The following is a 22542-nucleotide window of genomic DNA, read 5'->3' as shown; positions in this document are numbered from 1 at the left end:
ACAGTAGCAGCCTGCCGTTCATACGGCTCCGAATTTCCGTGATCTAGGGCTGATTGCATTGAACATCAATCTGCATCTTGCCGCACCGCTGCTGATGCTGCCGATGGTGTTGTCCGGCGCTGCGGCCAGTGAGCCGGGCACACGCTGGGACGCGCTCGAGTCCTGCGAGCTGTCGACCCCCGGAGGCCAGGCCACCGCCTCGGCACGCTGCGGCACGCTGAGCGTCCCGGAAAATCCCGACAGCCCCGACGGTCGACGCATCGAGCTGGCTTTTGCCGTTTCGCCGGCGCGCGTTGGCACGCCACAACCCGACCCGGTGGCGTTCCTGGCCGGCGGTCCCGGGCAGTCGGCGCGCGACACGCTGCCCATCATGCAGCGCGCCCTGCGGGATATCAATCGGACGCGCGATCTGATTTTTCTCGACCAGCGCGGCACTGGTGGATCGAACCCGCTCGACTGCGAGCTGGACGAGACCGGCGAGGTCTGGCTGGAGCCGGACTGGGACGAAGCCATTGCCGCACTGCGCGAGTGCCTGGACCAGTGGGACGCCGACGTCCGCTACTACACCACCCGTCACGGCGCCGACGATCTCGACAGGCTGCGGGAAGCCTTCGGCATCGAACAGCTCAACCTGATTGGCGGTTCATACGGCACGCGCATGGCCCAGGTCTATCTCCGGCGCTATCCCGAGCGGGTACGCAGCGTCGTGCTCGACGGTATTGTGCCGATGCGCCTGCACCTGGGCGCCGAACACGGCCCCATGCTCGACCGGGCGCTGGAGCGCCTGTTCGAAGCCTGCCGGCAGCAGCCCGAGTGTAGCGAAACCTTTCCGGGACTGGGCGAGGCCTTCGCGGCGCTCAAGTCCCGCTATCGCGGTGACGGTGGCCCGCAGCTGGTCGTCACCCACCCGCGCACCGGCAAGGGCATGGACATGACGTTTACCCGCGACGTGCTGGCCGCTGCGCTGCGTTTTCTGGCCTACAGCCCGGAAACCCAGATGATGATTCCCTACCTGGTACACGAGGCGGCGACAACGGGCAGCCCTGAGCGCCTGGCCAGCCAGGCACTGATCGTCAGCGACCAGATGAGCGACATGATCGCCATCGGGCTGAATTTCGCCGTCGGCTGCAGCGAGGACTGGCCGGGCTGGCCCGACAGCGACCAGTCGCAAACCCTGCTGGGCAACAGCATGCGCGAGCTCTACGCGCGAGTCTGTCCCTGGTGGCCGGCCGGCGAGGTGGACCCCGGTTTCCATCAGCCGGTCTCCCCGGACGTTCCGGTGCTGCTGCTGTCGGGTGAATTCGACCCGGTGACCCCGCCGTCCTACGGCGAGGAAGTCGCAGCGCAGTTCGACAATGCGCGCCACCTGATCGCGCCCGGCCGCGGCCATATCGTGCTGACGCTGCCTTGCCTGAGCGGGGTCGTCGCCGAATTCGTCGACTCGGCCGCCGTCGACGGGCTCGATGCTGAATGCCTCGACAGCGTCGGGCCCGAGCCGTTTTTCCTCGATCTGCTGGGGCCGGCACCATGATCGAGGTTCGCAATCTGCGCAAGACCTTCGACAAGGGCCGGGTCGTGGCCGTCGACGAGGTCAGCTTCACTGCCCGCGACGGCGAAATCACCGGCCTGCTCGGACCGAACGGCGCCGGCAAGACCACCACCCTGCGCATGCTCTACACGCTGCTTCGGCCCGATGCCGGCAGCATGCGCATCGACGGCATTGATCCGGCCATCGAGCCGCTGGCGATCAAGCGCGCCCTGGGGGTGGTACCGGACTCGCGCGGCCTTTACGATCGCCTGACTGCACGCGAGAACATCGCCTACTACGGCCGCCTGCAGGGCATGGCGAAAACCGATATCGATGCCCGCATCAAGGAGCTGGCCGGCATTCTCGACATGGACGAGTTCATTGATCGGAAAACAGCCGGGTTCTCGCAGGGCCAGCGGGTCAAGGTCGCCATTGCGCGGGCGCTGATTCATGAACCGCGAACGGTGCTGCTCGACGAGCCGTCCAACGGCCTGGACGTGATGACCACCCGTGCACTGCGTGAGTTCCTGCGCCGCCTGCGCTCGGAGGGGCGCTGCGTGGTGCTGTCGACCCACATCATGCAGGAGGTCGCCGCCCTGTGCGACCGCATCATTATCATCGCCGACGGTCGTATCGCCGCCGAGGGCAGCGCCGATCAGCTGCTGGCGCGCTCCGGTGAGAACAATCTGGAGGATGCCTTCGTCAATCTGATCGGATCAGCCGAGGGGCTGCTGGCATGAACACCGTCTTTTTCAAGGAACTGCTCGACAATTTCCGTGACCGGCGGGTGATTCTCAATACGCTGGTCATCGGGCCGCTGATCGGTCCGTTCATTTTCGTCATCCTGATCTCGTTCATCGCCAGGCAGGCAACCGAGCGCATGGAATCGGCGCTCGAACTGCCGGTGGTCGGTGCCGAACAGGCGCCCAACCTGATCGCCTTTCTGGAGCGCCAGGGCGTGGTCATCAAGGCGCCGCCGGATGAACCGGAAGCCGCCATTCGCAGCGAGGCCGAAGAAGTCATCCTGCGCATCGGCCCGGATTTTCCCGAAGCCTGGGAGGCTGGCAGACCCGCTCCGGTCGAGATCATCGCCGACCAGTCGCGTCGCTATGCCGGCACCTCCATCAGCCGGGTGCGCGCCTACCTCAATGGCTACAGCCGGCAGATCAGCCAGCTTCGCCTGCAGCTGCGCGGGGTGCATCCGGAAATCACCCGCCCGATCAACGCCGTCGTGACCGACCTGTCCACGCCCGAATCGCGCGGCGGCACGCTGCTGGCCTTTCTGCCCTACTTCATTCTCATCACCGTGTTCATGGGCTCCATGCACATGGCCATCGACACGACCGCCGGTGAGCGCGAGCGCAAGTCCCTCGAGCCGCTGCTGATCAGCCCGCTGCCGCGCTGGCAGATCATGGCCGGCAAACTCATGGCGACCACCTTCTTCGCCCTGACCACCCTGGCGCTTGGCCTGATCGCCTTCGTGTTTGCCATGGACTTCATGCCGGTGGCCGACATGGACATGGCGCTCAATCTCGACCTGCGCGTGGCCGCGCTGGCCTTCTTGCTGGTCGCTCCGGCGGCCCTGCTGGCGGCCGCCCTGCTGACCATCCTGGCCTCGTTCGCCAAGAGCTTTCGCGAGGCACAGAGCTACATGGGCCTGGTGGTGATCATCCCGATGATTCCCAGCTTCTGGATCATGATCGACCCGAGCCGTGCCGAGACCTGGATGACGATGATCCCGCTGCTCAGCCAGAGCGTGCTGATCCTCGAGCTGGTGCGCGGTGAGCCGGTCAACCTCGCCTGGTTCGGGCTGTCAATCGGAACCACTGCACTGCTGGCCGGCCTGCTGGCGGCACTGGCAGGAACACTGTACAACCGGCCGCGGTTGATCTTCACCTCCGCGTAGGCCGGGGCCGCGCCCCCGACGGACGAGGTGCTCGACCGTCGCGGATGCGACCGCGACCTACCCATCCGGCGCCACCACCACGGGCGATGCCCGCCCGCAGGTCGGGGCCGCGTCCCCGACGGACAAGGTGCGGAACCGGCGCGCGCGACGGGACTCCCTCCGAACCGTCGCGGGTGCGACCGCGACCTGCCCATCCGGCGCCTACCACGACACCGTATGGCCGCGCTAAAATGGGATTCTCGTCGACAACCGAGGCACACCATGCGAAGCATCATGACCGCACTGGCCGGCCTGCTGGCCGTCTTTCCTGCTCTGGCCCGGGACCCGCAGCTCTCCGCAACCGAAATCGAAATCCGCGAATGGCAGGTTCCCTGGGAGAAGAGCCGGCCGCGCGATCCGGCGGTGGCCGCTGACGGCCGGGTCTGGTTCGTCGGCCAGGCCGCCGACTACGTCGCCGTGTTCGATCCCGACGAGGAATCCTTCACCCGCTTCGATTTGCCCGAGGGCGCGGGCCCGCACACGGTCATCGTCACCGCGGACCAGCAGATCTGGTATGCCGGCAACCGCGACAGCCACCTCGGCCACCTGGACCCGGACAGCGGCGAGATCGAGCGTGTGGAAACCCCGGAAGACGGCGCCCAGGATCCGCACACCTTTGTCGAAGATTCGACCGGTCGCATCTGGTTTACTGCGCAATGGGGCAATCACGTCGGTCGCTACGACCGTAAGACCGGCGACATCGAGCTGGTTGCTGTACCCACCGAGCGGGCCAGGCCCTACGGGATCGTCGTCGACAATGCCGACAACGCCTGGGTCGCCCTGTTCGGAACGAACAAGATTGCTCGCGTCGACGCCGAGACCTTCGAGCTGACCGAAATCGATCTGCCGCGCGAACAGGCGCGACCGCGGCGCATCGCCTGGACCGAAGACGGCGTATGGTACGGCGACTACAACCAGGGTTACCTTGGCCGCTATGTGCCCGGCAACGGCAGCATCGACGAGTGGCGGCTGCCCGGTGGCGATCAATCCGGACCCTATGCGCTCATGGCCGACGACCAGGGCCGTGTCTGGGCCTTCGAGACCTGGCAGGACCCCAATCGTCTGGTCGGCTTCGACCCCGGCAGCGAGTCGTTTTTCGCGGCCGGCACCGTACCCAGCGGCGGTGGCACGGTGCGTCATATGTGGTTCGATGACTCGTCGTCCAGCCTGTGGTTCGGCACCGACACCAACTATCTCGGGCAGGCCGTTCTGCCCCGGGGACCCTCTGAATAACCCTGCGCGGAGCGCGTTTCAGTCGGACAGGCCTTGAGAACGTGTGGTGCGAGCCGAGCGGCCATGGCCGCAGCGCCGTTGTGCAGGCGGGTACGGTATGCCCGCAGGGCAAGAAGTGCCTGCCGGAAGAACGATCAGCGCGTTATGTCCGAGGATCGCACCGTGCGAGATGGATACATTGACCCGGCGGCACTGCAGATTGCTGTCAGCTCAACCGTTTCGTGGCGGCCAGGGAATGAACGGGGAGGTGGTCCGCTGGTATTCACGATAGGCCTCACCGCGCGATTTCAGGGACTGCCTTTCGGTATAGGGAATCCCGCTGACGCGATACAGGAACAGCAGCATGACCACCGGCCCCAGCCAGGCCAGCCACTGGCCCGGAGCACCGAGGGCGACCAGCGGGTAGCTGAACCAGTGCAGCCACTCGAAGAAGTAGTTGGGATGGCGTGAATAGCGCCACAGCCCGATATTGCAGACCCGGCCGCGGTTGGCCGGGTCGGCACGGAAGGCGGCCAGCTGGCGATCGGCCACGGACTCTCCGACCAGGCTGACGAACCATACCGCAACGCCGAGCACCACCCAGATATCGAGCGCTGCCGATGCATCATTGGCGACCACCCAGGCCGGCAGCGCGAACAGCCAGGCGACCAGCGCCTGGGCCATGAAGAATACGAAGAACCACAGGTGCTGACGCCGCCCGAAGTGCTCGCGCATCGCACGGTAGCGGCCATCCTCCTTCGCTTCACCGGCCAGGCGCACCGCCAGGTGCCGGGTCAGGCGCAGCGACCAGGTACCCGCCAGCAACACCGCCAGTAAGCGCTTTTCCAGACTACCGTCACCGGTAACAGCAAATGCCAGCGCCTGGACACCGATCAGCGCGGCCCAGGCCACATCGACCCAGTCGGCCCGGGCCGAGCGCCGCTGCCAGGCCCACAGCGCCATCATGAACGCCGCACAGCCGGCCAGTGCGATCCAGAGTTCCATGGCGTGAGATTAGCAAAAAGACAAACGCCCGCCGTGAAGGCGGGCGCCGCTTGCCGGCTTCGGACTAGAGCCGGTCAGTTGAGTGCGCGCGAAGCGCACCCTGGGTTCCCCTTCCCAGATTCCTTGCTCAAGCCATTCAGCCGACGGCGGCTGCGTGCGCGTTCTGTTCGCGCTCGAGCTGCATCAGCCAGTCCATGATCACGTCGTCGGCCAGCAGGTTGTCAAATTGCAGCGTGTCTGCGTTGGCGGCCAGTTGAACGTCCGGTTCCAGATCGATTGCCAGGTTGTCGTGGGCCATGGTCAGGCTCCTCAGTTGATCGGTCACGCCACCATTCATGCAGATCCCGTGCCAGCCTCGCAAAAACCGCGCAATTGCTGAACCATGCGGTCACAATTCGCGAAAGATGTGACAGTTTTCGTCACCAAGTGGACGGCCTGCGTCCACTTTCGGGCGGCTTTCGGGCACAATAGCCTGCCCGGACGACCCGTCACGCCCCATGCCGTTTGCCCACGCTGTCCTGCTGGCGCTGATCTGTCTGGTCTGGGCCGGCAACTTCATCGCCGCGGCCTGGGCGGTCCGGGTGCTAGATCCCGTCGTCTTCACGGTAGTGCGATTCGCGCTGGTGCTGGTCTTGCTGCTGCCGATGCTGCGCCTGCCGGCCCGCGACCAGTGGCTTCGGCTGCTGGCCTGCTGCTGGTGCATGGGCGCGATTCACTTCGGACTGGTGTTCCTCGCGCTCGGACGCTCCCACGACGTGTCGTCGATCGCTTTGCTGATGCAGGTCTACGTGCCCCTGGCAACGCTGCTGGCGGTGCTGCTGCTCGGCGAGCGGATCGGCTGGCGCACGGCCTGCGGCATCGCCATCGCATTTGCCGGCGTGTTGGTCATGGGGCTTGACCCGCTGCTGCTCGACCAACTCGATGTGATGGCACTGGTGCTGGTCTCCGCGTTCTTCCTGGCCCTGGGCACCATCCTGATGCGACGGCTGACCGGGATCGGGGTGTTCAGCTTTCAAGCCTGGAACGCCCTGCTGTCGATCATCCCGCTGGCAGCCCTGGCGGTCGCACTCGAGGACTCGTTCGATCTTGCAGCCGCAACCCGGCAGGTGCCCGCGGTGTGGCTGGCGGTGGGCTATTCGGCGATCGGCGCATCGATCATCGGGCACGGCGGCTTTTACTGGCTGATCCAGCGTCACGAGGTCAACAAGGTCACGCCATTCCTGCTGCTGGTGCCAGTGCTGGCTGTCGCGCTGGGCGTTGTGTTCTGGGGCGACCGCCCCGGGCCACGCCTGCTCGGGGGTGGCGCCCTGGTCCTGCTGGGCGTATTGTGGATCACCCTGCGCGCCCGGCAGCGGCCGCGCGTGCGACCAGCCGCCTCACCGCCAGCGGCCTAGCCCGCATTATTCATGAATCGCCGCGATGATTGCGCAGGGGATTGTTCGCACAGCGGATTTTCCGACCGAGCGGAATACCAGGCTGTATTTCCGAGGGAGGAAAATCCGCTGTGCGGGCAAGGCGCAAGCAAGGGGGCGAGTGAATTCATGAATAATGCGGGCTAGCCCACATTATTCATGAGCGATTCAGGGCCCGGGAGGATAATCAGCGCTACCATGAAGTTCTGGCACTGCCTGCTCTTGCTGACCGTGCTCGCGCCGCTTGCCGCCACGGCGCAGTGGCGTGACGACAACGAGCGCTTTCCCCCACCGGGCTATCGCGGCGAGCATCCGCAAGCCCGGCTGGCCTACTGGTATGCCGACGAATCCCTGCGTCAGGTCCGCCAGGCCCGCGACATGGTTTGCGGCTTTGCCGGCCAGCACTGGACGCTGGATTGGGAGGTCCACTACCGCTGGGCATTGCGCACCAATCCACGCCGGATCTATGCGCGGGTCGAACAGCGCGACCAGCACCTGACGCGCTGCCGCCGCAGCAAGCTGCGCGGCTACCGCGACACGCCCGACCGACCTCGTCGCTGAGGATCCGGCTCGCAACGAACCAAACGGAATCGGCACCCACTCTCGGACGACTTGCGCCAGCCTGCTGTTTGTGTTAACGTGTTAACACGCTATTACATTACTACGCCATGAAAGCGCTCGAACCGAAACAAATCGAAGCCAACCGGGCGGCGCGCTCCAGCCTGGCCGAGGCGTTGCTGTCCATGCGCAGCCCGGACGAGATGCGCGCCTTGCTCAAGGACCTGACCACGCCGGCCGAACTCGAGGCCCTGGTCGACCGCTGGCGCGTGGTGCGCTATCTCGACCAGGACAAACCCTACCGCGAGATTCATGACCTGACCGGGGTCAGTGTAACGACCATCGGCCGCGTGGCGCGCTACCTGGAACATGGCAACGGCGGCTACCGCCTGGCGCTGGAAAGGCTAAAAGAGACCAGCGCCAGGTAGATGACAGCCCAGCCGGCCACCTGCCTGAACCCTGCAACCTGAGTCCTGATGAGCACCGAAATGAACCGAATCCAGATCGCCATCCAGAAGTCCGGCCGGCTGGCCGACCGCTCCCTGAGCCTGCTCGAACGCTCCGGCCTGCAGTTCGCGCGCAGCAAGGACAAGCTGTTCTGGTACGGTCGCAACCTGCCCGTCGACCTGCTGCTGGTGCGCGACGACGACATCCCCCGACTGCTGGCCGAGGGCGTGTGCCAGCTCGGCATCGTTGGCGAAAACGTGGCTGAGGAGAAGCTGCTCGAGATCCGCCAGCGGCGGCCGGAAACCCGGCTCGAGTGCCTGCTGCCGCTGGATTTCGGTCACTGCCAGCTCAAACTGGCAGTGCCCGAGGATTCGACGGCGAGCAGCATCGCCGATCTGGCCGGTGCACGTCTGGCGACCAGCTATCCGCAGCTGACGCGAAGGTTTCTCGACGACAACGCAGTCAAGGCCGAGGTCGTCACGCTCAATGGTGCGGTCGAGATCGCGCCCAGCCTGGGCACGGCCGACGGCATCGTCGATCTGGTCTCTACCGGCACCACCCTCAGGGCCAACCATCTCAAGGCGATCGAGCCGGTCATGACCAGCCAGGCCGCCCTCTTCCGCTGCCCACAGCGCCTCGACAACGAGCGCGAAACCCTGCTGGCCAAGCTGTTGACCCGCATCCAGGGCGTGCGGCAGGCCGCCGAGACCAAATACGTCATGCTGCACGCGCCGCGCTCGCGCCTGACCGAGATCGCCTCGATTCTGCCCGGCGCCGAATCGCCTACCGTTCTGCCGCTGGAAGGTCAGACCGACCGGGTGGCCGTGCATGCCGTGTGCACCGAGCAGGTCTTCTGGGAACACCTCGAGGAGCTCAAGTCCGCCGGCGCCTCGGCGGTGCTGGTGCTGCCGGTAGAGAAGATGCTGGCATGAAAACCGTCGCCTGGAATAGGCTGCAGGCAGACGCCCGTGCTAGCCTGCTCGCCCGGCCCGCCCTGGAGGCCAATGAAGCGCTGCGCGCGGCCGTGGCCGAAATCATCGCAACGGTCCGTTGCGGCGGTGATCAGGCCGTCATCGAATGCAGCCGGCGATTTGACGGCCGCGCCCCGGACTCGCTGCTGGCCGGTCCGGACGAACTGGCCGCGGCGGCCGGCGAGCTCGACGAATCGCTCCGGCGCGCCATTGACAGGGCGATCGAGACCGTGACCCGTTTTCACGAGGCTGCCCGTCCGCAAGACCTGCGGGTCGAAACCGCTCCTGGGATGATCTGCGAGGCGCGCTGGCGCGCGCTCGATCCCGTCGGCCTGTACGTGCCGGCCGGCACCGCACCGCTGCCATCGACGGCAGTGATGCTGGGCGTTCCGGCTCGACTGGCCGGCTGCCGCCGGGTCGTGATGGCCACGCCGCCGGGCACCGACGGGCGCGCCGACGCGGCCGTTCGCTACATTGCCAGCCGCCTGGACATCACCACTGTGCTGGTCGCCGGCGGCGCCCAGGCCGTTGCGGCGATGGCCTACGGCACCGAATCGGTCCCGAAGGTGGTTCGCGTGTTCGGACCCGGCAACCGCTTTGTCGCCGAGGCCAAGCGCCAGGTCGCCCAGGACCCCTGCGGCGCGGCCATGGACCTGCCGGCCGGCCCCTCCGAGGTCCTGGTCATCGCCGATGATTCTGCCGACCCGGCGTTTGTCGCCATCGACCTGCTCAGTCAGGCCGAGCATGGACCGGACTCGCAGGTCTTCCTGGTCACTGATTCCGAGCGGCTGGCCGGCCTGGTCGTTGCCGCGCTCGGACGTCTCACCCCGACCCTGCCGCGCAGCGACACGGCGGCCCGGGCGCTTGAGCACGGTGCCATCATCACCGTCGACTCGCTCAATCAGGCACTCGCGGTGGCCAACGACTACGCACCCGAGCACCTGATCATTGCCACGGAAAACGCGCGCGAGCTGTGTGCTGCCATCACCAGCGCCGGCTCGGTGTTTCTCGGCCACTACACGCCCGAGGCCCTGGGCGACTATATCTCCGGCACCAACCACGTGCTGCCGACCGGTGGCTGGGCGCGCTCGCATGCCGGTTTGTCGCTGACCGACTTCATGCGGCGCATGACCGTTCAGGAAGCCACCCCTATCGGTCTGAAAACGCTCGGACCCGACGGCGCGCGACTGGCTGCTCACGAGGGTCTGGATGCCCACCGCATCGCCATCGAGCTTCGGCTGGACCGCCTCGACGGGGCATCGAGATGAGCATCATCGACCTGGCAAGGCCGGAGATCCGCGCCCTGGCGCCCTACGCTTCAGCACGGGCCCTGGCCGACAGCACCGGCATCCTGCTCAACGCCAACGAAAACCCGTGGCCACCGGCAGGCGACAACGGCCTGAATCTCAATCGCTACCCCGAGCCGCAGCCGTCCGGGCTGAGGCGGAAACTCGCGGCACACTACGGCATCGACGAAGCCAACCTTCTGCTCACCCGGGGCAGCGACGAAGGCATTGACCTGCTCGAGCGCGCGTTTGTCCGACCCGGCGCCGACCGCGTGATCACCTGCCCGCCGTGCTTCGGCATGTACGCCCTGTCGGCACGCATCCAGGGAGCGGAGCTGGTCGAAGTGCCGCTGCAAGAGACCGACGAGGGTTTCGTCCTGGATCGGGATGGGCTATCAACCGCCGGCCCGGCAAAACTGTTGTTCCTGTGCTCGCCCAACAACCCGACAGGGAACGGCCTGGCAGCCGAACCCGTGCTCGACCTGGCGCGCCAGCGCGAGCAGACCGGCCTGGTCGTGCTCGACGAGGCCTATATCGAATTCTGCGAGCGGCCCTCGCTGGCCTCACGCGTGGTCGGCCAGTCCAACCTGGTGGTACTGCGCACCCTGTCCAAAGCCTTTGGCCTGGCCGGTTGTCGCCTTGGCGCGCTGATTGCCGCCGCCGAGGTGATCGGGCTGCTCAGACGCATCATTCCGCCCTATCCGCTGCCGACCCCGGCCGTGGCCGCCGCCGAGGCGGCACTGGAACCGGCGGCGATTGCCGGGCGGCGTGAACAGCTCGACCTGCTGATGGACGGCAAGCGTCATCTGGTCGAGACGCTGGCGTCGCACCCCTCGATTCGCCGCGTCTGGCCGGGCGAGGCCAATTTCGTGCTGGTGCGTGCCGTCGACGGCCCGGGGCTGGTGCGTGACGCGGCTGCGGCCGGCATCCGCCTGCGTAACCAGTCCGCCCAGCCGGGCCTGGCCGACTGCGTGCGCATCACGCTCGGCACGCCCGAGGAAAACAGCGCATTGATCGGATTTCTCAAGGGCTGGAGCACATGAAAAAGATCCTGTTCATCGACCGCGACGGCTGCCTGATCGAGGAGCCCGATGACAAGCAGGTCGACTCCTTCGACAAGTTCCGGCTGATGCCGGGCACGATTCCGGCTCTGCTTCAGCTGCAGGCCGCGGGTTTCCGATTCATCATGGTCAGCAATCAGGACGGGCTGGGCAGCGAGTCGTTTCCGGAGCGAGACTTTGTCGGGCCGCAGAACCTGCTGCTGCAGATTCTCGAAAGCCAGGGCATTCGCTTCGACGCCGTGCATATCGATCCGACCCGGCCCGAAGACAACGCGCCGACGCGCAAGCCGGGCATCGGCATGCTGCTCGACTACCTGCGTGACCCCGAGCTCGACCGGCGGCAGTCGGCGGTTATCGGCGATCGTCAGACCGACCTCGAGCTGGCCGACAACATGGGGCTCAGGGGCTATCGCATCGGCACCGACCTCGACTGGCCGGGTATCGCGCGCGCCATCCTCGGTACCACCCGCACCGGCGAAGTCTGCCGTCAGACGCGCGAAACCGACATTTCGGTGCGCGTCGACCTGGATGCCACCGCGCCGGTCCGCATCGACACCGGCATCGGCTTTTTCGACCACATGCTCGAACAGGTCGCCGCGCACGGCGGCTTTGCGCTGGCGCTGGAGTGCAGGGGCGACCTGGAAGTCGACGAGCACCACACCGTCGAAGACTGCGCGCTGGCGCTGGGTTCAGCGCTCGACCAGGCCCTGGGCGACCGCAGCGGTATTGGCCGCTACGGCTTCCTGCTGCCCATGGACGAGTCGCTGGCCCAGGTCGCCGTTGACCTGTCCGGCCGCCCGGCCATCGTTTTCAGCGCCGACTTTCCGCGCGAGTCGGTCGGCGGCCTGCACACCGAAATGGTTGAACACTTCTTCGCCTCCCTTGCCCAGACCCTGCGGGCGGCCATCCACATCAAGGTCGAGGGCGAGAACACCCACCACATGGTCGAGGCCTGCTTCAAGGGGGTGGGGCGTGCCCTGCGGCCGGCGCTGGCGCGCAGCGGCTACGGCACCCCTTCGACCAAGGGGGTGCTGTGACCATCGCGGTGATCAACTCCGGCGGCGCCAACCTCAGCTCCGTTCAGCATGCCCTGCACCGGCTCGGCGTCGATTCGGTGCTGACCAAAAATGCCGCGATCATCCGCGCGGCCGACAGGGTAATCCTGCCCGGCGTCGGCGCGGCGGCCCGGGCGATGAACGCGCTGCGCGAGGCGATGCTGGTCGAGGTCGTCCAGGGCCTGACCCAGCCGGTGCTGGGCATCTGCCTGGGCCTGCAGCTGCTGTTCGAGTCCTCCGAAGAAGGCCAGGTTGACTGCCTGGGCCTGATTCCGGGACGCGTGCGAAAGCTCAAGGCCGGTACAGGGCTTCGGCTGCCGCACATGGGCTGGAACCGGCTTGAATGGGTCAGCGACGATCCCCTGACCCGCGGTCTTGGCGGCGAGGAGTGGTTCTACTTCGTGCACGGTTTCGCCGCGCCGGTCAAGCATGCCGTGGCGGTCAGCGAACACGGCCAGCGCTTCGCCGCGATCGTGCGCCGCGGCAACTTTGTCGCCTGCCAGTTTCACCCGGAGAAATCCGCCGGCGCCGGCGCGCGGATCCTGCGCAACTTTCTCGATTCCTGAACACCTTGGGGCCACCGAGGACACCGAAGATGAAAAGACCTGCAGCCCGCTTATCCCACCCTGGAGCAAACAGACGATGTCCGCTCAGCCTGGTTCCCGGTGTTCCTTGGCCGCATGCGGTGACTTCGGCGGTTCCGGACCACATCCACTCGGGAGCAGTTTCATGCAGCTGATTCCGGCCATCGACCTCAGGGGCGGGCGCGTGGTGCGCCTGCAACAGGGCGACTACGCGCGTGAGACCCGCTATGACGACGACCCGCTGGTCGTTGCCGAGCGCTATCGCGACGCCGGCGCGACCCTGCTGCACGTCGTCGATCTCGACAGTGCGCGAGACGGTGGCGCGGCCAATCTCGATACCATCGAGATGCTGTGCAGCCGGGTCAATCTGCGGGTCCAAACCGGCGGCGGCGTGCGTGATGCCGCCGACCTGCGAAGACGGCTCGATGCCGGCGCCATGCGCGTGGTACTTGGCAGCCTGTGCGTGCGCGAGCCCCAGCGCGTGGCCGGCTGGCTGGACCGGGTCGACGCCGACACCATCGTCGCCGGTCTGGACGTCACCGCCGATGAGCAGGGTCGATGGATCCCGCGCGCGACAGGCTGGACCGAGGCCGGCGAACGGGACCTGGTCGACCTGCTCGACCAGCTCACCGGCAGTGGCCTGAGGCATCTGCTGTGCACCGACATCCAGCGCGATGGCGTTTACGCCGGGCCCAGCCTGGCCCTGTATGCACAGCTCGCCGAGCGCTACCCCGAGCTCGCCATTCAGGCTTCCGGCGGCATCAGTTCGGCCGGCGACATCGAAGAGGTGGCACGCACGGGCGTCTCAGCCTGCATCGTCGGCCGGGCGCTTCTGGAGGGCCGGGTCGGGCTCGAGGAGATCCGGCGATGGTCGCGGTAAGAATCATCCCCTGCCTGGACGTGCGCCAGGGCCGCGTGGTCAAGGGGGTGCGCTTTCGCAATCACCGCGACATGGGCGATATCGTGGCCCTGGCCGAGCGCTATCGCGACGCCGGCGCCGACGAGCTGGTGTTCTATGACATCACTGCCAGTCCCGAGCGCCGCAGCGTCGACCGGGTCTGGATCGAACGAGTGGCCGCTGCAATCGACATTCCCTTCACGGTGGCCGGGGGCATTCGGAATGCCGAAACCGCGCGGCTCGTGCTAAACGCTGGCGCCGACAAGATCTCGGTCAATTCACCGGCGCTCGAGCGCCCGGTCCTGATTGCCGAGCTTGCCGACAGCTTCGGCTCGCAATGCGTCGTTGTCGGCATCGACTCGATCCGCGAGCGCGGGCAATGGCGGGTGCGCCAGTACACGGGCGATCCCGACAACATGATCGACCCACGGCGCGATACCCTGAGCTGGGTCAGCGAGGTCCAGCGCCTGGGTGCTGGCGAAATCGTCATGAACTGCATGGACGCCGACGGCGTGCGCGCCGGTTACGATATCGCACAGCTTGAAGCGGTGCGAGCGGCCTGCCATGTGCCGCTGATCGCTTCCGGCGGCGCCGGTGCGCCCGAACATTTTTACTCGGTCTTCGATCAGGCCGACGTCGACGGCGCGCTGGCGGCCACGGTCTTCCACTCCGGGCAGATCGCAATTCCCGAACTCAAGGCCTGGCTGGGCAAGCGCGGCGTAGTGGTGCGGGGATGAAAAAACCCTTCCTGAATCCTGAATCTGCCAAAGAACAGCGGAGCCCGAGAGATATGACACAGCGACGCGAACCCGAAGATCTCGATTGGACCAAGGGCAACGGCCTCCTGCCGGCCATCGTCCAGGACGTCGATGATGGGCGGGTGCTGATGCTCGGCTACATGAACGCCGAGGCACTGGAAAAGACCCACTCAAGCAGGCGCGTGACGTTCTTTTCAAGAAGCCGGCAACGGCTCTGGACCAAGGGTGAAACATCCGGCAACCACCTCGAGCTTGTGGACCTGGTCGCCGACTGCGACCGTGACACCCTGCTGGTGCTGGCCCGTCCGCACGGACCGGTGTGCCACACCGGCACCGAAACCTGCTTCGGCAACACCGGCCGCCCGGCGGCGAGCATACTCACACAGCTCGACCGTCTGGTCGCCCGGCGCGGCGATGCCGACGGGTCGGAGAGCTACACCGCAAACCTGCTCAAGGCGGGCGTGGCGCGCTGCGCCCAAAAGGTCGGTGAAGAAGGGGTGGAGGTTGCGCTGGCTGCGGTCGCCGGCGAAGTTGATTCGCTCAACGCCGAGGCGGCCGATCTGATCTACCACCTGATCGTCTGCCTGCATGCGGCAGGCAGCGATCTCGACGGTGCGCTGGCCGAACTGATCAGGCGGCGCAAGCGCTAAGCGCCTCATGCGCGAGCAGTTCCGGCGCCACCTGCGGCTGCTCGCTGCGCTTTGGCCGGGCAAAGAAGTAACCCTGAAAGCGTTCCACACCCGCCTGGCGCAGCCAGCTGACTTCTTCTTCCTGTTCGACGCCAGTGGCAATCGGGGTAATCCCCAGCACGCGACAGGTCGCCAGAATACCCAGCACCATGGCCTGGCGGCGCGGGCTCTGATGCACGTTGCTGACGACTTCCCGGTCGAGTTTGAGCATCTCGGGCCGGAACACGGCCAGGCGCTTGAGACCGGCCTCGCCGGTGCCGTAGTTGTCGGCCAGCACCCGGAAACCGTGACGATTGGACTGGGCACGCACCGCCGCCAGCTGACGCGGATCGCCAAGCCGCTGCAGGGAGCTGAACTCGAGCACGATCTGATGGGGCGACAGGCCGCTGGCCGCCACCGCCTCGGCGGTGGAAGCCAGCGCCAGTTCGATCGTATCAGGGTCGACTTCCGTGCAGTTGAGATGCAGATCCCCCTCCAGGCCGGCCCGATCGGCGTCACGGATGGCGCCCAGCCGGCAGGCCTGGTCGAAGTAGAACAGGTTTTCTGGCAACACGCCGGCAATAATCTGCAAGGCTGACTCACCGGAACAACCGCGCACCAGCGCTTCATGCCCGGTGACCTGTCCGGTTTCCGCATCCACAAGGGGCTGAAAAGCGAAGCAGATGCCAACATCGATGACCGAAGCATAATCGCTCAGTCGGCTGGGGCAGTGGCGGGTGGCAGCATGACGGTTCATCTTCTAACTCCCGAAATTTGGTTTGGCGAAAAAACTTGTTTGTGCATTCTTCCTGAGGAGATAAGGTTCAATAACCGTGCCAACCCGCCCGGGCGTCGGGCGCTGGTCGAAGATTCAGCGGGGGTTTTCGGAACAACATCACACATTAGCGGTGGCGTTGCCGCACAGCGGTGACCCGCTGAAACCAGCAGCTTGTCGGTTGTCGCCGTAACCTGCCGGGGCAGCCATTCATGCGGCCAGCCGGTGCGTGACGCGGTTCACTCTCGCCGGATGACTTCATCTCCGCAGACCGCAAACGTCGAATCGGCGCCGTACTGGCGATATAATCGCGTCAAGGGGATACGCCCCGGGCGGCGCGTTCCGCCCTTCGGGGTCTGTCCCGACGCTCAAGGGGACGTGGACACGCATGTCGATTGCCGCCTCGCTCGCTCGCTGTCTTCTGGCCCTTGCGCTGCTGCTCGGGGCATGTTCACTGCACGCGCAGTCCGATGTCCTGGTGCTGGGGCGGGTCAGCAACAACCCGGCGGCCCACTACGACCGGCTCAAACCCCTGCTTGACTACGTGGTCACACGCATGGGCGACCTGGGAATTCGCGAAGGCCGGGTGCTGATGGCTCCCGACACGGCGGCCATGGCCAGCTACCTGCGCCAGGGCCAGGTCGACTGGGTCACAGAGACCGCCGGTGCGGCCATGGACCTGATCGATCTCGGCAGCGCGCAACCCCTGGCGCTGAGCTGGCGCGGGGGCGAGCAACGCTACTACAGCGTATTCCTCGCCCGGCGCGACAGCGGCATCGGCTCACTGGACGAGCTGAAGGGTCATGCCATTGCGTTCCAGCACCCCAATTCGACCAGCGCCTACCTGGTGCCGGCCGGCGTGCTGCTCGAACGCGGCTTGTCTTTTGCCGGTCTGCTCTCACCGCTGGACCCGGCGCCGACCGATCGGGTCGGCTATGCCTTCACCGGCGACGAGGCCAACTCGGTGGCCTGGGTGCACCAGCGCCTCGTCGACGTCGCCTCGATCAGCAATCAGGATTTTTCCGACCTGATCGAGCCGGTGCCCGACTACCGCGCTGACCTGCACATCATCGGGCGGAGCCCGGACTATCCGCGCGCCCTGGAACTGGCCCGCCAGGATCTGCCGGAACCGATCCGTCGGCGCCTGCTTGAGGTGCTGCTGAATGCCGGGAAGGACCCCCAAGCCAGACCGGTCCTCGACAGCTTCTTCCGAACCGATCGCTTCACGCCCTACACGCCCGAGATCGAGCGCCAGCTTGAAATGCTCAGGCCAATGGTCCGGCGCGTGCGTCGGGAGCTGCAGTGAAAGCGTTCGCGCCGGGGCTCGGCACCAAGCTCGGCATCTCCGTTGTGATCGCTGCCGTGACCCTGGTCGTTGCGCTGGCCCTGCTTTGGGTCACCGGGACGCGTAACAACGAGGCTCTGGTCGAGCAGAGCAGTCAGGCGATCCTGGACAACGCCCTGTCGGATCTGCGCCTGCGCGGAGAGGTCACGCTCGAACACCTGGCCGAAGATCTGCCCAACCTGGTCTATTTCTACGATTTTTCCGGCCTGCGCTCTGCGCTGGCGCCGGTGCTGGCGCGCGGCGACGTCGAGTATGTGCAGGTGTTTGACCTCGAGGGCCGCCTGATCCACGACGGCACCCGCGTGCTCGAACGCTTTGGCGAGCCGATGGACGATGAGCTCGCCGGGCCGGTGATTGCCGCGATCGGTCAGGCTGCCGATCAGCCGAAGGTGCTATGGAACGCCGACCGGCTTGATCTCAGCCGCACGCTGATGCTCGGCAGCGTCCCCCTTGGCGGCGTTCGCATAGGCCTGTCGCGCGCAACCGCCGACCAGACCGTGGCGCGGGAGCAGGCCGAACTGACCGACCGACTGCGAGCCCGATTCGAGTCCCAGATGCATTGGTTGCTGATCGCCTTCAGCCTGCTGGTGCTGGGTGCGGCGGCGGCTGCCTGGCTAATCGCACGCGGACTGCTGCGCCCGATCCGCGCGCTGGCGGCGGCGGCCGATCGCATCGAGCGGGGGCAGTTCGAGCCGGTCGAGAGTCGGGTCAGACGCAGAGACGAGCTCGGGCGACTGGTGCAGTCATTCAATCGCATGGCCGTGGCGTTGCGTGACCACGACCGCGAGATCCGGCACCTGGCCTACCAGGACCCACTGACCGGTCTACCCAATCGGCTGATGTTTCGCGAGCTGCTCGACCAGGCCGTAGCCGAGCAGGAGCAGGAGCTCACCGGCCTGGGCCTGCTGTTCATCGACCTCGACAATTTCAAGCGCATCAACGACACGCTCGGCCACGATGCCGGTGACGGCGTGCTGGTCGAATTTGCTCGTCGCCTGCAGTCACAGGCAGCCATCTTTGCCGGTGAATCGGAGATTGAATCCCCCCTGATCGCACGTCTGGGCGGCGACGAATTCGTAGCCCTGCTCAGCGGCACGGCGGTCAAGGAACGCTGCGGCGACCTAGCGCGCGTCATCCTGACGGGCCTGCGCGAGCCGTTCCAGGCCGGCGAGCGCCAGCTGTTCTTGAGCGCCAGCATCGGGGTGTCGGGGTTTCCGGAAGACGCCCGTTCGGCCCGGCAACTGCTCAAATGCGGCGACCTGGCCATGTACCAGGCCAAGCTGGAGGGCAAGAACGGCCTGTTCTACTACCGCGATCACCTCAGGGCCGCGGCAGAGGAAAACCTGCGTCTCGAACAATTGTTGCGCGAGGCGCTCGAACGCGGCGAAGTGGCCCTCCACTACCAGCCGATCGTGGAGCTGGCCAGCGGGCAGGTCATCGGGGCCGAGGCACTGCTGCGCTGGCGCCATTCCGAGCTGGGTCAGGTTGATCCGGAGCGGTTCATCACGGTGGCCGAATCAAGCACCCTGATCGACGAGCTGGGTCGCTTCGTCCTCGACCAGGCCTGTCGCGATGCCGCTGGCTGGCAGGACAGGCGACCGGGTCTTCGGGTGGGCATCAACATCTCCGGGCGTCAGCTGCTGCGCCGCAATCTGGTCGACCTGGTCGAACGCGCCATGGCCAGCACTGGCCTGCCGGCAGACTGCCTGAGCCTGGAGCTGACCGAGTCGACCCTGCTGCACGACCGCGATCTGGCGGGCGAGACCCTGCTCGGGCTGCGCGGGCGCGGCATCAACGTCTGGCTGGATGATTTCGGCACCGGCTTTTCGGGCCTGAACCACCTGCGGCAGCTGCGCGTGACCGGGGTCAAAATCGACCGCAGCTTTATTGCCGACATCCTGACCGACGCGGACGACCTGGCGTTGAGCTCGGCGATCATCGCCATGGCCCATTCGGTGGGCATGCGGGTGATCGCCGAGGGCGTGGAATCGCCTGAACAGCTCGAGCTCCTCCGCGACAACGGCTGCGACCTGGTCCAGGGCTTCCTGCTGGCCAGGCCGATGCCGGCCGCCGAGGTCGCGGACTTCCGGCCAGCGACGACGTGGTTTGGCGGCCGGTCCTAGCCGGAAAGCTCAGCCGTTGACTTCATGGTGGCTACAATGCCCCGGTCAAAACCCGGAGAAGACCATGATCAGGCACCTGTCGATGCTTGTCTGCATCCTGCTGCTCGCCGCGCCGCTGGCGGCCCAGGATGCTCAACTGCGGCCCGTGTCCCACCAGGACGTGTGGCTGATGAAGCGGCTGAGTGGACCGGCGGTCAGCCCGAATGGCCGCCTGGCCGTGGTCGCGGTGACCGAGCCGGCCTACGAGCAGGACGAAGAAGTCTCGGATCTCTGGCTGATTACCGTCGATGGTTCTGCGCCGCCGCGCCGGCTCACCGCCACGCCCGAAGGCGAATCGGGCGTCGACTGGCGGCCCGACGGCGGCGCGATCGCCTTCAGCGCCAAGCGCGGCCAGGACGAAAACGCCCAGCCCCAGATCTACGTCATGGACATGACCGGTCCGGGCGAGGCCCAGCGCATCACGAACCTCTCAACCGGCGCGTCGAACCCGAAATGGAGCCCGGACGGCCAGCGCATCGCTTTCGAGAGTCGGGTCTGGCCCGATGCCGCCGGCGACGAGGCCAACACCGAGCGCAGCAAGCAGGAAGAGGAAGACGGCATCAACGTCTCGCGCTACGAGTATTTCCCGGTTCGTGACTGGAACGCCTGGCGCGACGAGAAACAGCTGCGACTGTTCGTCCAGGCCGCGCAGGCCGGGGCCGAGCCGGCCGACCTGCTGTTCGGCACCGAGCTGGTCTCGGGGCCGGGCTACGAGGGCGGCCTGGAGGCGGCCTGGACACCGGACGGCAAAGCGCTGGTCTTCACCGCGACCGAAAACCTGCATGAGGCCGCCCACTCGGTGGTGCGCCGCCACATCTATCGCGTGTCCGCGCAGGGCGGCGAAGCCGAGCGCCTGGTCGGAGACGCATCGTTGAGCTGCACGGGGCCGATGTTTTCGGCTGCCGGCGACTGGCTCTACTGCGCCTTGTCGCCGATCAACGAGTGGGTCTACAACCACACGGAGATTGCCCGCATCGGCTGGAGCAACAGCGGCATCGACAGTGAGCTGCAGGTGCTGACCGGCGAGTTCGATCGCTCGGTGCGCGATTTCGACCTCAGCCCCGACGGGAAACGGCTCTATCTGACGGCCCTGGATCATGGCCGCGGGCGTCTGTTCACGCTGCCCGCCGGCGGTGGGCAGGCCGATCCGCTTGACGCCGAAAGCGCCGGCGTCTATTCGGGGGTCAAGGCTGCCGACGGTGCGCTGCTTGCGGTCTGGGAAAGCTCGACGGTGCCGGCCGAAGTGGTTCGGGTCGAACCGGACAGCGGCAACCGTTCGGCGCTGAGCGCATTCAATGCCGAGCGTCTGGAGGGTCTGGACCGGCCGGCGTTCAAGAGCTTCTGGTTCACCTCCAGGAAGGGTCGGGATATCCATAGCTGGCTGGTCCTGCCGCCGGGCTTCGATGAGAATGAACGCTATCCGCTGGTCCTGTTCATCCATGGCGGGCCGTTCAGTTCATCGCTCGACGCCGACCACGTGCGCTGGAGCCCGCATCTGCTGGCCGCACCGGGCTACGTCGTGCTACTGACCGACTACACCGGCTCGGTCGGCTACGGCGCCGAGTTCTCGCGCAATATCGAAGGCGATCCTCTGGCCACGCCCGGAGAGGAGCTGATCGAGGCCGCCGACGCCGCCATCGAGCGCTTCGCCTTTATCGATCCGAATCACCAGGCAGCCACGGGTGCGAGCTACGGCGGCCACCTGGTCAACTGGCTGCTGGCAACCACCGACCGCTTCGATGTCCTGGTCGGCCACGCCGGCCTGGTCGATCTCGAAGGTCAGTGGGCCACCAGCGACGTGGTCTACCATCGCGAGCGCATGAACGATGGCCTGCCCTGGGAAAGTGAGGTCTGGACGGACCAGAGCCCGTCGACCTACGCCAGCAGTTTCTCGACACCGACCATGCTGACCATTGGGGAGAAGGACTACCGGGTGCCACTCAACCAGACGCTCGCCGCCTGGACCTACCTGCAGCGCATGCAGGTGCCGTCCCGCCTGCTGGTCTTCCACGACGCCGATCACTGGATCATGAACGGCAAGGAGGCACGCTACTTCTGGGAGCAGGTGCATGTGTGGCTGGCCACTTATCTCGGCGGTGACTGACAGCCTGCGCCCCCAGCCGCGCCGTGGTCGGCAATCCTGGCCCGGGCGATTGGATAACGAAAACCTCATATTCACGCGGCTGATCGGGATCGCTGATGGCAGGCGGTTGCCTGTCAAGCGACGCGGGCCGCTGACTGAGTCTACCTGCGTGTCAACGGCGCCGGGTTTGGTGTAGAGTGAGGCGAGGTCGTCATCAACAGGCGGATCATGAACCGAACCCTGGCCCTGATCGCGGGCGCATCGGCGCTGCTGATCGCCTGCACGAATGGCGAACGAACACCGGCAGCCAGCGAGGCCGGCGCCTTGACGGAATTGCTGACCGGCCAGCCGTGGCAGGTTCGGAGTCTGGCCGGTCAGCCCATTGCGAAGAACTCCCGAATCACGCTCCAGTTCAGAAGCGAGCATCACCGGGTGACCGGCAACGCCACCTGCAACAACTACAGCGGCAGTTTCGAGCTGACCGGCGATCAGCTGCAGATCCAGCTGTCGGCCGTCACCCGAATGGCCTGCGCCGATCCGGCACTGTCGGAACAGGAGCAGCATTTTCTTCGCCTGCTGGCCGGATCCTGGCGCATCGAATTCGACCAGGCCGGCCGTCTGCTGCTCCGCGGCGAAGACACGATCGTCGCCGAGCGCTGAACTGACCTCGCCTGCGCCTGCAATCTGACACCGTCTGCGACCTGTCGACGAATCAGCGGCCACGCGGGCCCCGACGTTTCCTCCGAACCGGGACGCAAACGCGACCTTTGAGACCGACGGGGGCCGGCG

Annotated in this window: 22 protein-coding genes; 19 read left to right on the top strand and 3 right to left on the bottom strand. The window is 66.3% G+C overall.

Translation table 11 applies throughout. The features are described from left to right. Nucleotides 1–58: 58 nt before the first annotated feature. The 4 genes from HND55_01265 (at nucleotide 59) to HND55_01250 (ending at nucleotide 4706) form a co-directional block, all read left to right on the top strand. Complete coding sequence (locus tag HND55_01265; protein ID QKK01393.1) at nucleotides 59–1531, top strand: alpha/beta fold hydrolase; 1473 nt, start codon at nucleotides 59–61, stop codon at nucleotides 1529–1531. Further along, nucleotides 1528–2268, top strand: coding sequence for an ATP-binding cassette domain-containing protein (locus HND55_01260; GenBank protein QKK01392.1), 741 nt, complete (start codon nucleotides 1528–1530; stop codon nucleotides 2266–2268). The genes HND55_01265 and HND55_01260 overlap by 4 nt, the downstream gene beginning before the upstream one ends. Further along, a complete protein-coding gene (locus HND55_01255) occupies nucleotides 2265–3434 on the top strand; it encodes an ABC transporter permease (protein ID QKK01391.1) in 1170 nt (389 codons plus the stop codon). Before HND55_01260 ends, HND55_01255 begins: the two co-directional genes overlap by 4 nt. 261 nt (nucleotides 3435–3695) lie before the next feature. Next, nucleotides 3696–4706 (top strand): lyase, encoded by a 1011-nt coding sequence (locus tag HND55_01250; GenBank protein ID QKK01390.1) that lies wholly within the window; start codon nucleotides 3696–3698, stop codon nucleotides 4704–4706. A 210-nt stretch (nucleotides 4707–4916) separates the two neighbouring features. On the opposite strand, the gene HND55_01245 is transcribed toward HND55_01250, so the two are convergent. Together HND55_01245 and HND55_01240 are read right to left on the bottom strand one after the other, a co-directional pair. Continuing rightward, nucleotides 4917–5690: a DUF1295 domain-containing protein gene (locus tag HND55_01245; GenBank protein QKK01389.1), complete on the bottom strand. Its 774-nt coding sequence runs from the start codon at nucleotides 5688–5690 to the stop codon at nucleotides 4917–4919. A gap of 136 nt (nucleotides 5691–5826) precedes the next feature. Beyond that, nucleotides 5827–6015, bottom strand: a complete 189-nt coding sequence (locus HND55_01240; GenBank protein QKK01388.1) for a hypothetical protein — start codon at nucleotides 6013–6015, stop codon at nucleotides 5827–5829. Nucleotides 6016–6187: 172 nt separating this feature from the next. Between HND55_01240 and HND55_01235 the strand changes: the two genes are divergently transcribed. The 11 genes from HND55_01235 to HND55_01185 all read left to right on the top strand — a co-directional run bounded on the left by HND55_01235 (nucleotide 6188) and on the right by HND55_01185 (nucleotide 15370). Next, nucleotides 6188–7084, top strand: a complete 897-nt coding sequence (locus HND55_01235) for a DMT family transporter (GenBank protein ID QKK01387.1) — start codon at nucleotides 6188–6190, stop codon at nucleotides 7082–7084. A gap of 216 nt (nucleotides 7085–7300) precedes the next feature. Further along, entirely contained in the window at nucleotides 7301–7663 is a 363-nt protein-coding gene (locus HND55_01230) for a hypothetical protein (GenBank protein ID QKK01386.1), read from the top strand. Between the two features lie 107 nt (nucleotides 7664–7770). Then, nucleotides 7771–8088, top strand: coding sequence for a DNA-binding transcriptional regulator (locus tag HND55_01225; GenBank protein QKK01385.1), 318 nt, complete (start codon nucleotides 7771–7773; stop codon nucleotides 8086–8088). Between the two features lie 48 nt (nucleotides 8089–8136). Further along, a complete protein-coding gene (locus tag HND55_01220; protein ID QKK01384.1) occupies nucleotides 8137–9039 on the top strand; it encodes an ATP phosphoribosyltransferase in 903 nt (300 codons plus the stop codon). Next, nucleotides 9036–10346 (top strand): histidinol dehydrogenase, encoded by a 1311-nt coding sequence (hisD, locus tag HND55_01215; protein QKK01383.1) that lies wholly within the window; start codon nucleotides 9036–9038, stop codon nucleotides 10344–10346. The genes HND55_01220 and hisD overlap by 4 nt, the downstream gene beginning before the upstream one ends. Next, nucleotides 10343–11407, top strand: a complete 1065-nt coding sequence (gene hisC / locus HND55_01210) for a histidinol-phosphate transaminase (GenBank protein ID QKK01382.1) — start codon at nucleotides 10343–10345, stop codon at nucleotides 11405–11407. Before hisD ends, hisC begins: the two co-directional genes overlap by 4 nt. After that, nucleotides 11404–12462: a bifunctional histidinol-phosphatase/imidazoleglycerol-phosphate dehydratase HisB gene (gene hisB / locus HND55_01205; GenBank protein ID QKK01381.1), complete on the top strand. Its 1059-nt coding sequence runs from the start codon at nucleotides 11404–11406 to the stop codon at nucleotides 12460–12462. The genes hisC and hisB overlap by 4 nt, the downstream gene beginning before the upstream one ends. Continuing rightward, entirely contained in the window at nucleotides 12459–13046 is a 588-nt protein-coding gene (gene hisH, locus HND55_01200; protein ID QKK01380.1) for an imidazole glycerol phosphate synthase subunit HisH, read from the top strand. The genes hisB and hisH overlap by 4 nt, the downstream gene beginning before the upstream one ends. A gap of 163 nt (nucleotides 13047–13209) precedes the next feature. Then, the gene (locus HND55_01195) at nucleotides 13210–13944 is read left to right on the top strand and encodes a 1-(5-phosphoribosyl)-5-[(5-phosphoribosylamino)methylideneamino] imidazole-4-carboxamide isomerase (protein QKK01379.1); all 735 of its coding nucleotides are present in this window, start codon (nucleotides 13210–13212) and stop codon (nucleotides 13942–13944) included. Continuing rightward, nucleotides 13932–14699 (top strand): imidazole glycerol phosphate synthase subunit HisF, encoded by a 768-nt coding sequence (gene hisF / locus HND55_01190; GenBank protein QKK01378.1) that lies wholly within the window; start codon nucleotides 13932–13934, stop codon nucleotides 14697–14699. The genes HND55_01195 and hisF overlap by 13 nt, the downstream gene beginning before the upstream one ends. A 53-nt stretch (nucleotides 14700–14752) precedes the next feature. Beyond that, a complete protein-coding gene (locus HND55_01185; GenBank protein QKK01377.1) occupies nucleotides 14753–15370 on the top strand; it encodes a bifunctional phosphoribosyl-AMP cyclohydrolase/phosphoribosyl-ATP diphosphatase HisIE in 618 nt (205 codons plus the stop codon). Here HND55_01185 and HND55_01180 read toward each other — a convergent pair. Continuing rightward, a complete protein-coding gene (locus HND55_01180) occupies nucleotides 15351–16145 on the bottom strand; it encodes an EAL domain-containing protein (protein ID QKK01376.1) in 795 nt (264 codons plus the stop codon). The two genes, HND55_01185 and HND55_01180, sit on opposite strands and share 20 nt — an antisense overlap. A gap of 406 nt (nucleotides 16146–16551) precedes the next feature. Here HND55_01180 and HND55_01175 point away from each other — a divergent pair, with 406 nt between their 5' ends. From HND55_01175 to HND55_01160, 4 genes are all read left to right on the top strand, one after another. After that, entirely contained in the window at nucleotides 16552–17469 is a 918-nt protein-coding gene (locus tag HND55_01175; protein ID QKK01375.1) for a phosphate/phosphite/phosphonate ABC transporter substrate-binding protein, read from the top strand. Continuing rightward, entirely contained in the window at nucleotides 17466–19631 is a 2166-nt protein-coding gene (locus HND55_01170) for an EAL domain-containing protein (protein QKK01374.1), read from the top strand. The genes HND55_01175 and HND55_01170 overlap by 4 nt, the downstream gene beginning before the upstream one ends. A gap of 64 nt (nucleotides 19632–19695) precedes the next feature. Beyond that, a complete protein-coding gene (locus HND55_01165; protein QKK01373.1) occupies nucleotides 19696–21774 on the top strand; it encodes a S9 family peptidase in 2079 nt (692 codons plus the stop codon). 207 nt (nucleotides 21775–21981) lie between these two features. Further along, nucleotides 21982–22413, top strand: a complete 432-nt coding sequence (locus tag HND55_01160; protein QKK01372.1) for an META domain-containing protein — start codon at nucleotides 21982–21984, stop codon at nucleotides 22411–22413. Nucleotides 22414–22542 lie beyond the last annotated feature (129 nt).

It is taken from the genome of Pseudomonadota bacterium (assembly GCA_013285445.1).
Classification (GTDB): Bacteria; Pseudomonadota; Gammaproteobacteria; order Xanthomonadales; family Wenzhouxiangellaceae; genus Wenzhouxiangella.
The sequence above is the reverse complement of the archived record's forward strand: the minus strand, read 5'-3'. Positions and strand labels throughout refer to the sequence as shown.

Excerpts from the sequence above, each read along its gene's own strand:
- HND55_01260 (QKK01392.1), top strand. The coding sequence starts at position 1,528 with ATGATCGAGGTTCGCAATCTGCGCAAGACCTTCGACAAGGGCCGGGTC.
- HND55_01255 (QKK01391.1), top strand. The coding sequence starts at position 2,265 with ATGAACACCGTCTTTTTCAAGGAACTGCTCGACAATTTCCGTGACCGG.
- HND55_01250 (QKK01390.1), top strand. The coding sequence starts at position 3,696 with ATGCGAAGCATCATGACCGCACTGGCCGGCCTGCTGGCCGTCTTTCCT.
- HND55_01245 (QKK01389.1), bottom strand. The coding sequence starts at position 5,690 with ATGGAACTCTGGATCGCACTGGCCGGCTGTGCGGCGTTCATGATGGCG.
- HND55_01235 (QKK01387.1), top strand. The coding sequence starts at position 6,188 with ATGCCGTTTGCCCACGCTGTCCTGCTGGCGCTGATCTGTCTGGTCTGG.
- HND55_01230 (QKK01386.1), top strand. The coding sequence starts at position 7,301 with ATGAAGTTCTGGCACTGCCTGCTCTTGCTGACCGTGCTCGCGCCGCTT.
- HND55_01225 (QKK01385.1), top strand. The coding sequence starts at position 7,771 with ATGAAAGCGCTCGAACCGAAACAAATCGAAGCCAACCGGGCGGCGCGC.
- HND55_01220 (QKK01384.1), top strand. The coding sequence starts at position 8,137 with ATGAGCACCGAAATGAACCGAATCCAGATCGCCATCCAGAAGTCCGGC.
- hisD (QKK01383.1), top strand. The coding sequence starts at position 9,036 with ATGAAAACCGTCGCCTGGAATAGGCTGCAGGCAGACGCCCGTGCTAGC.
- hisC (QKK01382.1), top strand. The coding sequence starts at position 10,343 with ATGAGCATCATCGACCTGGCAAGGCCGGAGATCCGCGCCCTGGCGCCC.
- hisB (QKK01381.1), top strand. The coding sequence starts at position 11,404 with ATGAAAAAGATCCTGTTCATCGACCGCGACGGCTGCCTGATCGAGGAG.
- HND55_01195 (QKK01379.1), top strand. The coding sequence starts at position 13,210 with ATGCAGCTGATTCCGGCCATCGACCTCAGGGGCGGGCGCGTGGTGCGC.
- hisF (QKK01378.1), top strand. The coding sequence starts at position 13,932 with ATGGTCGCGGTAAGAATCATCCCCTGCCTGGACGTGCGCCAGGGCCGC.
- HND55_01185 (QKK01377.1), top strand. The coding sequence starts at position 14,753 with ATGACACAGCGACGCGAACCCGAAGATCTCGATTGGACCAAGGGCAAC.
- HND55_01180 (QKK01376.1), bottom strand. The coding sequence starts at position 16,145 with ATGAACCGTCATGCTGCCACCCGCCACTGCCCCAGCCGACTGAGCGAT.
- HND55_01175 (QKK01375.1), top strand. The coding sequence starts at position 16,552 with ATGTCGATTGCCGCCTCGCTCGCTCGCTGTCTTCTGGCCCTTGCGCTG.
- HND55_01165 (QKK01373.1), top strand. The coding sequence starts at position 19,696 with ATGATCAGGCACCTGTCGATGCTTGTCTGCATCCTGCTGCTCGCCGCG.
- HND55_01160 (QKK01372.1), top strand. The coding sequence starts at position 21,982 with ATGAACCGAACCCTGGCCCTGATCGCGGGCGCATCGGCGCTGCTGATC.